The sequence below is a fragment of the Telluria beijingensis genome, from assembly GCF_030770395.1.
GTDB classification, from domain to species: domain Bacteria; phylum Pseudomonadota; class Gammaproteobacteria; order Burkholderiales; family Burkholderiaceae_D; genus Telluria; species Telluria beijingensis.
This window is the reverse complement of record NZ_CP132480.1, coordinates 5,236,848-5,251,730: the sequence shown is the minus strand read 5'-3', so window position 1 is coordinate 5,251,730 and position 14,883 is coordinate 5,236,848. Positions and strand designations below refer to the sequence as shown.

Genomic DNA, 14,883 nt, shown 5'->3' with positions numbered 1-14,883 from the left:
CATGACCCCAGAACAACAAGCTGAAATCCGCCAGCTGGCCCGCTCGCGGCCGGACTGCGCCGAGGTGCTGGCCGCGCGCGACTGCCAGGCGCTCGCCGATCTGCTGTCGGCGGGCCGGACCTGCGGCAACGACCGCGAGGTCGGCTACGGCACGATCCTCGAGGTCATCGGCGTCGCCGCCGGCAACGGGCTGATCGACTTCATCCAGGACCAGCCGGACATGCGCCACGTGCGCCCGCTGCTCGAGCAGGGCCGGCTGCGCATCGGGTCGACCCTGGTGCAGTCTTCCCTGCAGGCTTTCGTCGTCGCTGGCGCGGTCACCCAAGCGAACGCTGACGCGTTGTGCGCGCTGGGCCTGCAGCCTGACCCGCTCACCACCCAGCAGGTGGCCGAGGCCCTGTTTCACCCAGACGGAAGCGAGAAAGAATAATGGCGATCACCAAGCAGCCGGCCACGATCCTGGCGTCGACGAACGTTCCTGCCGGCACCACCGCAGCCGCACCGGTCGCTGGCGGCGCGGTCGACGTGCGCGCCTTCGCCGGCGGCGAGTGGGCGTACAAAATCACCAATGGCTCCAGCGCGCCGACCGTGCCGGCCACCCTGGTGCTGCAGACGTCGCATGACGGCGCGAACTGGTATGACTATTTTACGGTCGGCGGCACCACAGTCGCGAGCGGCGTGTCGAGCGGCTCCGTCGCGATGAGCGCTGGCGTTATGTATATTCGCGTGATCGCGTACGGCAACGCTACGACCGCGGTGACGGTCGAATCGTACCTCCAGGCCCGGGTGGGCTGACGTGCCCGGCATGCGCTACCAGCCGCAGGGCCAGGTTCGAGTCCGAAGGGAATGGATTGCGCGTGGTCTGCGCTATGCCTTTGTACCTGGGCAAGGCCTTGCAAACTACGTTGACGGTTCACAGCCACAACGCACCGATGGCCCGTTCACGATTCAGGCTACGCCCTCTGGCAGGGTGCTCATGGGCGGAGGGCGTGCTGAATACAATTTGACCCACGACGTCACTCGGGGCTTTACATTAATTTCAATCTGGCGCGCTCGCGACGCTGGCTATCTAAACGCTGATGCTACCAGGTACCTGCTGAGCAACAGGACCAGTGGAAATAGGGGCTGGGCCTGGGGCAGGTCTCAGGCCATTTCCGGCGCCACTCGGCAAACGCTGACGTTTCATGGACTCGTGCAGTACACGGAGAACAATCGCACAATCGAGTCATTCGTCGATACCCCCGTCGCTTGCAGATACTCCTATGATGCCGGGCTGATATCTTGGTTCAGATTTGGAGAGCGATCATCGCCGGACACGGTGAGTGGCGCGTGCCGACCCGGCAGCTTTCTACTGCTTGGCGCAAATACCATTGACGAGGTTAGTAGCGCCTCATGGCTGGATGGCGCTGCGGGCATTCTTTTCTTCGACGATGTTTTGTCCGACGCTGAGATACAACGGCTCACCAACAGCGCGAGCGCTTTCTGGCAAGCGTTTGAGGGAGAAGGCGACAGCGAGTTCGCTTCTCTTGTCGCTGCTGAACATCTGCTGACGGTAGGGCCGGCGTCGATTGCCTTGGGTGGTGGTCCGGCTGGAATGCGAGTCTCGCGCCGGCTGAGTGCGCACCCCGCTGGCCTGGCCCTGACCAGCGGCGCGGTATTGGTCCGCGCCGCGCGGCGATTGGCCGTGCAACCTGCTGCCCTGAACCTGCTGGCAGGCCCGGCGCGAATGGCAGTATCGCGCCGCCTCGGCGTGCAGCCGGCGGCGCTGGGCGTGGCCGGGCAGGGCGTCGCGATGCGCGCCGGCCGACGCCTGCCGGTCGCGCCGGCAGTTCTGGGAATGGCCGCCGGCCAGGTGGGCATGCAGTACGCCCCGGCGCCGGCGCCAGGTTCATACACGCTGCCGGTCGCCGCCGCGGCGATCTCGCTGGGCGGCGGCGAAGTGCGCATGCGCGTCGCGCGCCGTATGCCCGTCGCTGGTGCGCACCTCGATCTCGCGGTGGGCGCAGCGCGGCTGCTGGTCGGCCGTCGCTTGATCGTCTCGCCGGCGGCGCTGGTCATGTCGGCCGGCCCGGCCAGCGCGCGCGCCGCACGCCGCATGCGCGTGCAGGCCCTTCAGCTGGCACTCGCCGGCGGCAACGTGCAGCTGCGCTACAGCGCCCAGATCGAATATGCCCGCGCGCCGGCCGGCGCCGGATACGCGCCGCAGCGTGTGTCGGTAACGGCGCGCCCAGCACAAACAGGTGGCCAGCGGCCGCCAGCAATACAGGAAACCATCCGATGAGTTGGAAACTGATCACGCCACCCACCGGGCTGGCTGTCTCGATGGTCGAGGCGCGCCTGGCCGCGCGGGTCGACGTCGACGAGAGCGGGGTCTCGCCGCTCGACGGCGAGATCGAGCGCGCGATCCGCACGTACACCTCGGAGGCCGAGGGCGAAACGAACCGCGCAATCATGGAGCAGGCCTGGCGCTTGACGCTGGACCGCTTCAACGGCGCGATCGAACTGCGCCGGCCGCCGCTGCTGCAGGTCAAGCACGTGAAGTTTTACGGCACCACGGGCGTGCAGCTGCCACTCGACCCGCAGGATTACCAGGTCGACGGCGAGAGCGAGCCGGGGTACATCGTGCCCGCGCCGGGCAAGGCCTGGCCAGCGACCGCTGCCCGGATCAATGCGGTCGAGGTCGAGGTGCGATGCGGTTACGGCCCGGACCACACGTCGGTACCGGCGGCGATCTCAGGATTCATCCTGGCCCGCCTGTCCGAGCACTTCCAGTCCGGCGGCCAGCCTAAAAACGAGCACGTGAAGCGGCTGCTCTGGCCAGAGGTGGTGTACGGATGATGAACGACCGAGTGGCGCTGCTAAAGCGCGCGGCCGGCCGAGACGGCGCTGGCCAGCCGGTGGAAAGCTGGTCGGTGCTGCGCACGGTGTGGGCGAATGTAAAGTTTCAGTCCGGCGCCGAGGCCATGCGCGCCAATGCCGACGTGTCGATCGTGAAGTGCTCGATCAGGATCCGGGCGGCGCGCGACGTGGACGCGTCCATGCGCGCACGTCACCAGGGCGTCATATATGACGTCCAGGCGGTGCTGCCCGATTCGAACGACCGCGACTTCATGTTCCTGGTCTGCGAGAGCGTCAAATGATGGACCTCGATCATTCGAGCCTGGCCGCCGCTGTCCAGCAGACGGTCGACCAGATCCGCAGCGGCGCCGGCGAGGAGACGCTACGCGTGACGGGATTCTCCGGTGCCGAGCTGTTCCGCGAAGAGGCGAAGCGCAATGCGCTTGAGCGCGCCAAGACCTTCACGATCCATCGAAATATTATCGTCAAACGGGTGACGGAAGAATCGGACGGCGCCACGCGGCAGGTGTATCTGGTGACCGTCAGATCGGGCCGCTTCGGCGGCCAGGACGCGTTTTATTGGCGCTTCGTTGAGGATGGCCATGCCAAGGTCCGGAGGAACAAGACCGTGAGCAAAAAGACAGGGCGCGTGGTGGGCTGGAAGACGCATAGAGCCCGCGAGGCGAAGTACTGGGCAAAGCAGGCCGCGAAGCTCGAGAACGGTAGCGCAACCGTTCCGGCGTACCCGTTTATGCGGCCGGCCTACGAGAGCAAGAAGCAAGAGGCCGTCGACGTCATGACGCGCACCCTAGCCGAACAGATCGCGAGGAACTCCAAGAAATCATGACCCCAGAAGAGCATATCTACAGCGTGCTTCAGTCGATGGCCGGCGGCCGCGTCTTCCCAGACGTCGCGCCGCTCGACACCGTGAAGCCATACATCACCTACCAATGTGTGGGTGGTGCGCCGATCAACTTCCTGAGCGGAGATCGCCCCGATAAGCAGTCGGTGCGCATGCAGGTCAACGTCTGGGCTGAGCGCCGCACCGAGGCGTCGGCACTTGGAATGCTGATCGAAGATGCCATGCGTTCTGCTCACCACCTGCAGGTCGAGGTCGTAACCGGCCGCCTGGCCACCTACGACGAACAGACCGACCTCCGCGGAACTGCACAGGACTTCCAGATTTTCTGCTGACCCAGCATCACCCGAACCCCAAGCCGCCTCGCGAAAGCCAGGCGGCTTTTTCTTTGCCCGTTCGCCGGGCGCTTACCCCTGAAAGGCACCTATGCAACTGCCCAACAACATTGCGTTCGCCGTGGCGAGCGCATTCGCTGCCGCTGTCAGCATCACCGCGATCACCAATGCCGCCGAGGCGGTGGCCTCCGCGACCAACACCTTCGCAGTCGGCGACTTCGTGGAATACACCGGCGGCTGGAGTGCCGCTACCGGCCGCGTGTTCCGCCTGAAAGCGGCCAGCGGCACCACCTTCACCCTGGAAGGCCTGGACACCACCGACACCAGCCTGTTCCCGGCCGGCGCCGGCACCGGCACCGTGCGCAAAATCACGACCTGGGTTCCAGTCACCGGCGTGGTGAGCGCCGAAGTGTCCGGCGGCGACGGAAAGACTGTCGAGGTGCCGCTGCTCGATACCAACATGCCAGTCATGCTGCCCGACGGCTTCACCGCCACCACGGTCACCTTGACCACCGCCGACGACAAGTCGCTCCCGCACCACGCCGCCCTGAAGGCGGTGTCGGACGGCGTGAAACTGACCTGCCTGCGCGGCCTGATCCCGGGCGGCGGTGTGCTGCTGTATGCCGGCTACTGCTCGTTCAACGAGTCGCCCAGCCTGGGCAAGGGCAGCGTGATGGCCGTGAAGTCGATCTTCTCGCTGCAGAACAAGGTCGTTCGCTACTAAACCCGTTGCCAGTCGGCGCCGAACGGCGCTGACCTTCTACGCCCGCGGGGTAGCGCCTCGCGGGTCTTTTTATCTCCCTCTCGAAAGAAAATCATCATGGCAAAAGCAAAACTTTCCCTGGCCACCGCCGCCACCTTCGCCGCCATCGTCGCGATCCCAGTCCCGGGCGGCAAAACTGCCGACGTCGAGTTCACCTTTAAATGGATGAACCGCGACGACTTCAAGGAATTCATCGAGAATCTGGCCGGCGCCGAAGACGTCGATGCCCTCATGGACATCTTGGCAGGCTGGGACCTGGAAGAGACTTTCAACAAGGACCAGGTCGAGAAACTGGTGCAGCGCTACATGGGCGCTGCGCGCGCGATCCTCGACAAGTACATCGCTGAGATCACCGGCGCCCGCGCAAAAAACTAAGGGCCGTCGCCGAGGCCTTCTACACTTCGGAGCCCACCGACGCCGAGCTGGCAGTGGCGGGCCTGAGGCGGGAGGACTTGGCGGCGGAGACCGTTGAAATCTGGCCGGAGAACTTCCAGGCCTACCAAATGTTCTGCGGCATGCAGCGGCAGTGGGTCCTGGCCCCGATGGGCGGGCCGATCGCGCTGAACTTCCTTGTGGCCTACAACCGGATGGATCGGATGGGTCTGACGCCCGAGGAATATAACCAGCTCGACGAAGACCTGCAGATCATGGAAGGCGCAGCCCTCGAGGCCATGCGCAGCAAGGGGTGACCGGGTGGGAGATGATCAGGTCACGTCTTCTCGTTGAAGAAAACAGTCGCCGTGCACTGCTCCTCCCTACTGAAGGGAGCGTCAGAACCGCAATAAGCAGGCTCTGCCCATACAGCGGTAACTACTGCACTGATTTCATAGCCGCTGAACTGTGCTCGAAGGATACGCTGCCGGAGTTCGGTATTGCCGATCACCCAGCCTACTGTGCCGCTCTCGCCCACAAATCGCACATCATAGGCGTGTTTCTCCAGGCGCTGATCCAGCGTCCGAAGTGGCAATGACATCGATTCACCGACCCGGAATTTTCGGCCTTCGCGTGACCTAACTTGAACGCTCAACTCGCGTTTGACGGGGCGATACGGGCGCGTCAGGAGCGCGCGCACCTCATCCCGCAGAGAGGCTTCATAGGCTGCGGCCTTCTTGGCCGCGACCTCGGGCGGATCCGGCGGTTCTGCCGTGAGCTGGAAGCGTAGACGCTCCCCTTTCTGTAAAAGCGTTAGATCGACCAACCAGCCCGCGTCCATCATTTCTACCAGCTTCGGATTATCGAGCTTACTGATTGCGACCACCTTGCCCTGGCCGCCGATGGTCCCGTCGCGGTATGCATAAATGAGGGGCGCCTCCGGCCTAGTCCACAGCGTGAACTCGTCGCCTTCCTCGCATTCGTGTAGCTGGTCATGGAAGACTTCGTGAATCGTAAAATGGTCGATCATGGTGGTAACAAAGTTAGTTGCCTGTTTGTAAACGATAGCATCCTTTCGTGCTGGTGTAACATTGCTCTTCCATATATGGAGGAGTGATGAAGCGCGCACTATTATTTATAACCGTCCTGCTGGCCGCAAATGCGATGGCTTCGCCGAAACTTTCGTGCAGACAGGACCCGGATACCAAGGCCGCTGCTTGTTACGAGACCAAATCGGTTCGTAGCAATGGCGACCTGCGCTCGTTCACCATGGCGACGGGTGGCCCCAAAGGCGTCACCAAATCTCCTTACATGGCAGTGGTGAACTGCCGGATTAAATACCTCGAGCTACGAGACAAGCAGGGAGTGGTCTTCGCAAGGCAGGTTCCGCCCAAGCCCTACATGCGCGGTTTGGTGCACGACGTGTGCCTGGAGCCTAAGCCCAAGCCTGACAAAAGCTTGGACTAGATTTTTGAAACTAAAACAAACCACCCTTCGGGGTGGTTTTTTTATGGGCGAAAGATGAGCGACATCGTAAATAACGCAACCATCCGCGTGGACGTCGATGGCAGTGGTGTCGACGCGGGCCTTCGCAAGATCGAGGAGGGCGCCAACCGCACCGGGAAGAACCTGGATAACCTTGGCGCCACGGCGAAACGGACCGCGACTGCCCTGGAGGAAGTCGCGCGCACGCCTGGATTGGAGGCTGCCGGTGACGGCGCAGGGGTGGCCGCCGGCCGTATGGATCGCGCCACGAAAAGCATGGCCGATTCGATTCAGAGAACCCTGGCGACGATGAATGCGGGTGCCAAGGGCTCGGCCCAGTATTACGAGGCCCTGGCAAACTCACGCGGACTTGATGTCAACGCGCTGCGCCCCTTCCTGAATCAGCTCGATGAGATGACGAAGAAGAGTGCGCTCGCCGCTGAGGCCCAGCGAAGACTGGATGAATCGACGAATTTTCTTGAGGGCCTGCGCGCGCGCACCGAAGGCATTGGTAAGTCCGCATCCGAGTTGGCGGCGTTGCGCGCTCAGCAACTGGGCGTAAGCGAGGCTGCAGCGGAAATGATTGAGCAGCTTCGCCAGCAAGAACAGGCTGGTGAGTCGTCGTTCGGCAGCTTGAGCGAAAGCGCCGAGGGCTACAAAACCACGTTGCTTGCTGTCGGTGCGGCTGTTGCAGCCGCGGCAGTAGCGGGCGCTGCACTGGTCAACGTCGCATTCAACGAGCTGGCTGAGCTCGACGATATGGCGCAGAAGACCGGGTCTTCGGTCGAAAGTCTGTCGAAGATCCAGAAGCTTGCCACCGTGTTCGGCACCGATATGGTCGCCATCGACGGCGCCCTAACTAAGCTGTCCAAGGGCATGGCCGACTTGGATGAAGATAGCAGCAAGGTGCAGAAAGCGCTCAAGGCGCTGGGCGTTTCGTCCAGGGACGCCGCGGGCGGCCTGCGTGACCCATCTGTTGTGCTGGTCGACGCTGCAACGAAGCTGTCGGGCTACAACGATAGTGCCTCGAAGACAGCGCTGATCAATGATCTGATTGGCAAGTCTGGCGCCGACTTGCTGCCTTTCCTCAATGACCTCGCTGAGAACTATGGCAAGGTCACCGGAACATCCGGCGAAGCCGCCGGCGCCGCCGCGGAGTTCCAGGATCACATCGGCTGGCTGACGATGGACCTGAAGGGGTTTGTCACTTCGGTGGCAGTCGATGTCGCGCCGACGCTGCGCGACTTGGTCGGGACCTTCTCGGACGTCTACAACCAGCAGGCGAAGCTGGAGAAGGGCGACTGGTCAGACTGGGCGGACGACCTGGGGCTTGGGTTTGCGAAGGCATCGGATGCGGTAGCGACTTTCGTGCGATCGACCAGAATCGCGTGGGACGCACTGAAGGCGGTGCGCGCCGGATTTGCAATCGTAAATGACCTCGCACTTATCAGCCCGATTGAAGCTGCATATGAATCCTTCACCGGCGGTGACGGTCTCAAGGACGTCAAGAAATCCTATGCCGATCTCAGGCAAGCAATTTTGGATGGGCAGGCTAGCATTGAGAGCCTGGGCAAGGCGCCGTCAGATGCTTTCGAAGCGGCCTATCGGGCCCGCTTGGCCGGCCGTGGTGGGGCTGGCGACGGTGACCTCGGCGACCGCGTTCAAGGTGACCTGACTTACTCTTCCGGTGCCGATAAAGGTGTCGAAAAAGCGGCGAAGGCTGCTCAGGAATACGAGGCGCTACTCGACCGCATCAACGGCAAGACCGCCAGTATCGATCCGAACTTCTACGCCGACTTGGGCAAGCTCTATGCCGGCTACAAGGCTGGCAAGCAATCGCTGGCCGAGTACGTGGCCACGGTCGAGAAATACATTGGCCAGCAGCCGTTCGCTAAGCAGGCGGAGCAGGATCGTCTGCGCGCAGCGAAGGAGTTGAGTGACTTCCAGGCCGAGTATTCCAGAGGCCTGGAGGCGACAAGTTCTGTCTATGCGAAGCGGGTGCAGGACGCCGAGGCGGAAGCGATCCGCAACGAAGAACTGGCGCGCACATACGGTCTGACCAAGTCGGCCGTCGAGCAGCTGGAACTGGCGCGCTTGGAGGAGCAACTGGCCCAGCGTTCGACGCTTGGGCTGACGCTCGATGAGATCGAGACGCTGGAAAAGCTCATCGACGCGAAGAAGCGCAACTCGGCCGCCATCGATGCGATGGAGCAGGTTGACGCGGCGAAGAAGGCCGCAGAGGAATGGAAGCGCGCCTCGGAATCGATCGAGCAGTCGCTCACCGACGCGCTGCTGCGCGGGTTCGAAAGCGGGAAGGACTTCGGCGAGAACCTGGTCTCCACGCTGAAGAATATGTTCGGCACTCTGGTGCTGCGCCCCATCATCTCGGCGGCGGTCAGCCCGCTGGCTGCCGGGCTGACGAACTCCCTGGGTCTGGGTGGTGGTGCGGTCGGTGCGGCCAGCGCGGCGGGCGGCTTGGTGAGCGCTGCCAGTGGCCTGTCGAATCTGTACGGTCTGGCCACTGGCGGCGCCACGCTGGCCGGCGGCCTCGGTACCGGCTTCCTCGGCAGTCTGGCTGGCGGCCTGAATGGCGCCGGCATTGGCTCCGGCCTGACGTCGGCGCTTGGCATGAACATCGGCAACGGCATCGCGAGCGTCGTCGGGCCGAACATCGCCAGCGGCATTGCATCGGGCCTGTCCGGGCTGGCCGCGGCTGCGCCCTGGGTGGCCGGCGCGCTGGCGGTCGTCTCGATCGGCAAGGCGGCATTCGGCCGCGGCCCGAAAGAGTACAGTGGCGAGCAGACCCTCAACGGCTCGCTCGGCGCTGGCGGCTTCACCGGCACGATGGATGCCGACTGGGTGAAGAAGGGCGGCTGGTTCCGCAGCGACAAGAAAGGCAGCGATCGCAACCCGGTCGGCGCCGAGTTCGCCGCAGGCCTGACCTCGGCCTACGACGCGATCAAGACAGCATCAGCGGACTTCGCCGAGGTCCTGGGTTTGAACGCTGCAAGCATCGCGGCCCGGTCGCAGACCATCAAAATCGCGCTCGGCAAGGATGAGGCCGCCAACCAGGCGGCGATCGCCGAGTTCTTCGCCGGCGTTGCCAACACGGTGGCGGCCGAACTGCTGCCGGAGATCGGCAAGTTTCAGGCGCAGGGCGAGCAGGCATCGGCCACGCTCCAACGCTTGGCGGTCAACTTCAGCGCGGTCGACCAGATCCTGCTGGCGATGGGCACCACGTCGCAGGTTGCGTTCGGCGCGGTGGGTCGGGATTCGATAACTGCGCGCGAGCGGCTGGTGGCGCTCGCCGGTGGCATCGATGCACTGGCGACGCAGACGACGTTCTTCAACGACAATTTCCTTTCGCAGGCGGAGCGGATCGCGATCATCCAGGGTCCGCTTAACGAGCGGCTGGCCAAGCTCGGGTTCGCTGGCATCACCACCTCCGAGCAATTCAAGGAGGCGGTGCAGGGCCTGGTGAAGTCGGGCGCGCTGGCGACCGAGAGCGGCGCCCAGACGTATTCGGAGCTGCTCGCGCTGGGCCCGCAATACAAGCTGGTGTCGGACTACCTGAAGCAAGCCAGCGACACGGCTGCCGAGGCTGCCGCCACCCTAGCGGCCAGCGTCATGCAGGAGCGCGGCCAGCTGCAAGACGAGCTGGATTCGCTGACCATGACGTCGACCGAACTGCAAGCGAAGCAACGCGCTGCGCTCGACGAGAGCAACCGCGCGCTGTTCGACCAGATACAGGCTGTGAAGGCCAAGACGGCGGCCGATGAGGCGGCAGCGGCGGCGCTGGAAACGGCAAACTCGCTGCTCGGCATCCAGGCTGAGATTTACGAGGTGACTGGCGACGCCGCAGGTATGGCCGCGGTGCTGGCGCAGCAGCAGGCCAACGCCTTGGCGGCGCTAGACCCGGCGCTGCGCGGCGCGACGCTGCAACTGTGGGGCCTGCAAGCCGCCGCTAAGGCGACCGAGCAGGTGAAAACGGATGCAGCCGCGCTGATGGCTGGCGTGGACGGTGCGTTCTCGGTGCTCCAGAAGGTGGTCGAGCGCCAGAAGAAGGCGATGCAGGAGGAAATCAACGTCCGCACGCAGGCGATCCAGAAGATCGGCGCGCTGTCGCAGTCCCTGCGGTCCACCCTGGACGGCATGACGGTATCCGGCCGCGAGGCTGAAGACCGCGCCGCCGCGCAGGCGCAAATCCAGGCGGCGCTGGCCATCGCGAAAGCGAGCGGCAAGCTGCCCGATGCGGACGACCTGCGCAATGCCCTGTCGGTGGTCAGCCGGGATTCCGCCGCGCTGTTCGCCACGCAAGAGGACTACCTCAGGGATTTCTACGCTACCCGCAACGGTATCGAAGACCTGTCGGGCCTGACGGACAAGGCGCTGTCGGTGGAGGAGCGCGGCCTCGAGCGGCTGGAGGACCAGGTCAAGCAGTACGACCTGATGCTCGAACGCGAGCAGGAGCAGATTGACGTCCTCAAGGGCATCAGCGTCACGGGCATCTCGATCGAGCAGGCCCTTGAGGCGCTGCGCGGCGCGGTGCTGGCCGCCGGCGCAAACCCGGTCAATTCCGCCAGCTCGGCAATCAGCGACGCGTACAAGTCGTCGCTGGGCCGGGCGCCGGATGCGGCAGGGCTGGAGTTCTGGAAGGACAAGGCGGCCAGCGGTGTCTCGCTCGACACCATCCTGGGAGGCATCAAGAACTCGCCCGAGGCGCAGATCCAGAAGCTCTACCAGGAAATCTTCGGGCGCCCGGCCGACGCCAGCGGCCTGCAGTTCTGGGTCAAGCAGATGAACGGCGGGATGTCGGCCGCCACCATCCGCGAGGCGATGCTGGGCAGCGACGAGAAGAAGCTGCGCGGGTTCGCCGTCGGCACCAACCGCGTGCCGTACGACATGCCGGCAATGGTCCACGAGGACGAACGCATCATCCCTGCGGCTGACAACCGCGAGCTGATGCGCCGCCTGGCCAGCCCGGAGCAGGGCAACGAGGTGCTCGTCGCCGAGGTGCGTGCGCTGCGGGCAGAAGTCGCCCTGCTGCGCACCACCAACAGCGCCGAGAACTACTCGATCGCCAAGCATGCGATGGATGCAGCAGGCCACCTGGACGACGCAATCAATGGCAACAAGCCGCTGGCGACGAAAGTCGTTGAAGAGGAGGCATTTCAGTGATCATCGTTGATCCAGTAGCATTGGGGGACGCGGCGTGCACGCGCCCGTCCCCCAAATGGGTATTCGACCGAACTGGCACGCTGGTGGAGGTGCCACCGAATACCTTGGCAGTCACCTACGATCCGGCCGATCTGAGCGCGGCGCCATATGCGTTGATCGAAGGGGAGTCCACGAACTTCATCCGGAACAACACCATGCAGGGGGCTGCCCCCGGCGTGATGCCGACCAACTGGAGCGCGTCAGTAAATAACTCTGGCGCGGCCGGGATGAATTTTATTCCGGTGGGTGCTGGGGTGGAGGACGGTATCGAGTACATGGATATCCAGTTTGTAGGGACGTCCAATCTCGCGTCGAGTGCGCGGGTGATCTTCGAGATTCCGCTCGGAGCGCCGGCCGCCGTGCTGGGCGATAAGCTGGCGGCCGCGCTTTTTATGAAGATCGCGGAAGGCCGTATTGACGGGGCGTCGCGCTTCAACCTGGTGTTCGACGAGCTGCGCTCGGATCGAACCTATTTCGCAGGCAGATCTTATCAGTTGGACAGTCCTACGAATCGGCCTTTGAGAGAGCAGCAATTCGAAGCCCAGCACGAGATCTTCAACGCCGAAACAGCATATGCGCGCGCCTACATCTCGATCTTCGTCGACGCCGGCGTGCCGATGAATCTCACTGTACGCTTCGGACTTCCGCGGGTGGAGCGCAACAAAATTACCAGCCTGATCAAAACCAGCCTGTCGGCGGTTACCCGCGCGGCCGACGTGATCAGTAACACGGCCGGCCTGATCTATTCGAACGTGCCGATGGTCGAGCCGCCGTACAGCGCGGCCACGACCTACGCGAAGGACGCGGCTGTCTACGACCCGGCGACAAAGATCGTCTACTGGTCGATGCAGGCGGGGAATGTCGGCAAACCGCTCAGCGATGGTGCATGGTGGAACAAGCGAACCGCGATCAACCGCTGGGCAATGTTCGACGACCGAAACAGCACGGTGACCAGCAACCCGGAGGAGATCATCGCGGTGGTGTCGGCCCGGGCGATCACCCAAGGCCTGTTCGCTGGCGCGCTGGATGCCAGCGAGGTGCTGGTGTCGATGACGCACCCGACGCGCGGCCTGGTCTACAGCGAGAAGCGCAACCTGGTGCTGCCCCGGTCCGGCTCGAGCTTCTTCGGCTGGTGCTTCAACCGCCTGCGCATGCGGACGTGGTTCCTCACGCTCGCGCTGCCAGTGTTCGCCAACGCGCTGGTCACGATCACGATCCGCAAGCCGGGCAGCGTGGCCAAGTGCGGCATGTGCCTGCAGGGCGCCGTGGTCGAGTCCGGCCGGTCGCTGATCGGGCTGGGCACCGAACTGAAGGATTACTCGTCGACGACGTTTTTCGCCGACGGGTCGAGCGAAACCACCGAGCGCGGGTTTTCGAAGCGCATGAGCGTGGATGTGATGGTCGAGACCGACCGCGTCGAAGAGCTGGAGGATTACCTCAGCGGCCGTCGCCAGAAAACGCTGGTCTATCTCGCGTCGACCACGCGAGGCGACACCATGCTGGTCGGCAAGTTCAGCAGTCTTCGAAAGGTGATCGGCAATTTCCGCCGCTCGACTATGTCATTGCAAATTGAAGGAGTGCTTAACCGATGATCACGGCCCTTACCGATCCAAGCCAGCTGCCAAACCAGCTGCAGGACCAGCAGACGTTCGACACGAACATGGCGTCGATGATCGACAACCTGCCGCTGCGCGCCCAGCAGGAGAATGCCCTGGCGGCCAACATGAGTGCCTACGCCGCCGGCGGCGCCTACTCCTTCATGTACGGATTCGACACGGCGACGACGGCCGGCGACCCAGGGCCGGGAAAGCTCCGGTTCAACGCGGCCGGCCAGAGCAGCGCCGGCGCGATCTATATCGATCCTGTCACAGTGGGCGGCGGCAATATCGACAATCTATTGGTGTCGATCGGGGCGAACCTCAGCCTGCTCAAGGGCTCGATCCGGCTCGTAAAAGCAGCTGATCCCACTCGCTGGATGCTGTTCGACATCAGCGATGTGGTGGCTGGCAGCGGCTACCGCGCGCTGGCCGTCGCGTTCCGGGCGAGCAGCTCGGCGACGCCGTTTGGCAATGGTGATGCCCTTCAGGTGTTCCTGGACCGCACTGGTGACCGTGCGGTGGACCTGTCGCCAATCGTGCGAATTGGCGGCGGCGCGGTCAGCAATGGAACGCTCAACATCGACTACCTGAACCTGTTCAGTGACGACTACTACCGGTACCAAATCGAGCTAACAGCACTCAGGCTGTCGGATAACAATGGCCTGGCAATGAGGCTGGCTATCGGCGGGACTGTGAATGCAGGGGCTAGTTCTTACGCGCCGCTGGGGCCGGATGGCGGTGGAACGGTTAGTCGTTCCTCGCAGTTCACGGTCGCAGACAACGCCTCCGGCAGCGGAGTCAACATGACAATCAATGTTCGTGGCGCGCGCAATTCAACCCGTACGAACGTTGGCGCAAATGGCACAAATGGATTCGGCAACAACTACGCCGAGATCGCCGAGGGCTACTTCGACAACACATCTGCCATCAGCGGCTTTAGGTTGTTTGGAGCTGGTAGCGGTGCAACGTTCATCAGCGGGCAAATCGATATTTACGGATACAGAAAGGTATGACGATGATCATCCACGACAACGGCGTCGACCGCGACGCCACCCCCGAAGAAATCGCCGAAGCAGAGGCGCGCGCCAATGAACCGCAGCCGCTAGCGCCGCGCCACATGACTGTGCTCGCGTTCCGTAACCGGTTCACGAAGACCGAGAAGGTGCGCGTCGAGCTGGCAGCGCTGGACGACCCGGCTGCAGGCCAGGCGCTGCGCGAGCGCGCCGCAGTGGTGCGCGTCGGCCAGGCTGACCTGGCCGCCGCCACCTATGTGGATGTCGACCGCATCGATACGCGCGAGGACGTGCAGGCCTTCGAGGCCATGGGCCTGCTCGACGCGCCCGGCCGCGCGCTGGCGATCCTCGACGACGAGATCCAGCCGCACGAGCGCTACTACGGCTGACCACCACCGAAAGG

General features: G+C 63.7%; 17 protein-coding genes. 15 read left to right on the top strand and 2 right to left on the bottom strand.

The features are described 5' to 3' along the window. Position 1 precedes the first annotated feature (1 nt). Positions 2-430 (top strand): hypothetical protein, encoded by a 429-nt coding sequence (locus Q9246_RS23020; RefSeq protein WP_306393358.1) that lies wholly within the window; start codon positions 2-4, stop codon positions 428-430. Next, positions 430-795, top strand: a complete 366-nt coding sequence (locus tag Q9246_RS23015; RefSeq protein ID WP_306393356.1) for a hypothetical protein — start codon at positions 430-432, stop codon at positions 793-795. Before Q9246_RS23020 ends, Q9246_RS23015 begins: the two co-directional genes overlap by 1 nt. A 595-nt stretch (positions 796-1,390) precedes the next feature. Here the strand turns inward: Q9246_RS23015 and Q9246_RS23010 are convergent. Then, the gene (locus Q9246_RS23010; RefSeq protein WP_306393355.1) at positions 1,391-1,543 is read right to left on the bottom strand and encodes a hypothetical protein; all 153 of its coding nucleotides are present in this window, start codon (positions 1,541-1,543) and stop codon (positions 1,391-1,393) included. Between the two features lie 141 nt (positions 1,544-1,684). Between Q9246_RS23010 and Q9246_RS23005 the strand changes: the two genes are divergently transcribed. The 8 genes from Q9246_RS23005 (at position 1,685) to Q9246_RS22970 (ending at position 5,484) form a co-directional block, all read left to right on the top strand. Then, positions 1,685-2,281 (top strand): hypothetical protein, encoded by a 597-nt coding sequence (locus Q9246_RS23005; RefSeq protein ID WP_306393353.1) that lies wholly within the window; start codon positions 1,685-1,687, stop codon positions 2,279-2,281. Then, the gene (locus Q9246_RS23000) at positions 2,278-2,838 is read left to right on the top strand and encodes a head-tail connector protein (protein WP_306393351.1); all 561 of its coding nucleotides are present in this window, start codon (positions 2,278-2,280) and stop codon (positions 2,836-2,838) included. The genes Q9246_RS23005 and Q9246_RS23000 overlap by 4 nt, the downstream gene beginning before the upstream one ends. Further along, on the top strand, positions 2,835-3,140 hold the full coding sequence (locus Q9246_RS22995; protein WP_306393349.1) for a phage head closure protein: 306 nt from the start codon (positions 2,835-2,837) through the stop codon (positions 3,138-3,140). The genes Q9246_RS23000 and Q9246_RS22995 overlap by 4 nt, the downstream gene beginning before the upstream one ends. Next, on the top strand, positions 3,137-3,685 hold the full coding sequence (locus Q9246_RS22990) for an HK97-gp10 family putative phage morphogenesis protein (protein WP_306393347.1): 549 nt from the start codon (positions 3,137-3,139) through the stop codon (positions 3,683-3,685). Before Q9246_RS22995 ends, Q9246_RS22990 begins: the two co-directional genes overlap by 4 nt. Further along, positions 3,682-4,032 carry a DUF3168 domain-containing protein gene (locus Q9246_RS22985; protein ID WP_306393345.1) on the top strand — a complete coding sequence of 117 codons (351 nt, stop codon included), beginning with the start codon at positions 3,682-3,684 and terminating at the stop codon, positions 4,030-4,032. The genes Q9246_RS22990 and Q9246_RS22985 overlap by 4 nt, the downstream gene beginning before the upstream one ends. A gap of 91 nt (positions 4,033-4,123) precedes the next feature. Beyond that, positions 4,124-4,756 (top strand): phage tail tube protein, encoded by a 633-nt coding sequence (locus Q9246_RS22980; protein ID WP_306393344.1) that lies wholly within the window; start codon positions 4,124-4,126, stop codon positions 4,754-4,756. A 96-nt stretch (positions 4,757-4,852) separates the two neighbouring features. Then, complete coding sequence (locus Q9246_RS22975) at positions 4,853-5,170, top strand: phage tail assembly chaperone (RefSeq protein ID WP_306393343.1); 318 nt, start codon at positions 4,853-4,855, stop codon at positions 5,168-5,170. Between the two features lie 53 nt (positions 5,171-5,223). Beyond that, the gene (locus Q9246_RS22970; RefSeq protein ID WP_306393341.1) at positions 5,224-5,484 is read left to right on the top strand and encodes a DUF1799 domain-containing protein; all 261 of its coding nucleotides are present in this window, start codon (positions 5,224-5,226) and stop codon (positions 5,482-5,484) included. 20 nt (positions 5,485-5,504) lie between these two features. Here the strand turns inward: Q9246_RS22970 and Q9246_RS22965 are convergent, their stop codons facing one another. Further along, positions 5,505-6,197 (bottom strand): hypothetical protein, encoded by a 693-nt coding sequence (locus Q9246_RS22965; RefSeq protein WP_306393340.1) that lies wholly within the window; start codon positions 6,195-6,197, stop codon positions 5,505-5,507. An 86-nt stretch (positions 6,198-6,283) separates the two neighbouring features. On the opposite strand from Q9246_RS22965, the gene Q9246_RS22960 reads away from it, so the two are divergent. From Q9246_RS22960 to Q9246_RS22940, 5 genes are read left to right on the top strand one after another with little or no spacing between them, the layout of a single operon-like run. Continuing rightward, a complete protein-coding gene (locus Q9246_RS22960) occupies positions 6,284-6,634 on the top strand; it encodes a hypothetical protein (protein ID WP_306393338.1) in 351 nt (116 codons plus the stop codon). Positions 6,635-6,688: 54 nt separating this feature from the next. After that, entirely contained in the window at positions 6,689-11,830 is a 5,142-nt protein-coding gene (locus tag Q9246_RS22955) for a DUF4214 domain-containing protein (RefSeq protein ID WP_306393336.1), read from the top strand. Continuing rightward, positions 11,827-13,461 carry a hypothetical protein gene (locus Q9246_RS22950; RefSeq protein WP_306393334.1) on the top strand — a complete coding sequence of 545 codons (1,635 nt, stop codon included), beginning with the start codon at positions 11,827-11,829 and terminating at the stop codon, positions 13,459-13,461. Before Q9246_RS22955 ends, Q9246_RS22950 begins: the two co-directional genes overlap by 4 nt. Beyond that, positions 13,458-14,480 carry a hypothetical protein gene (locus Q9246_RS22945; protein WP_306393333.1) on the top strand — a complete coding sequence of 341 codons (1,023 nt, stop codon included), beginning with the start codon at positions 13,458-13,460 and terminating at the stop codon, positions 14,478-14,480. Before Q9246_RS22950 ends, Q9246_RS22945 begins: the two co-directional genes overlap by 4 nt. Next, positions 14,477-14,869, top strand: coding sequence for a hypothetical protein (locus Q9246_RS22940; protein WP_306393332.1), 393 nt, complete (start codon positions 14,477-14,479; stop codon positions 14,867-14,869). The genes Q9246_RS22945 and Q9246_RS22940 overlap by 4 nt, the downstream gene beginning before the upstream one ends. Positions 14,870-14,883 lie beyond the last annotated feature (14 nt).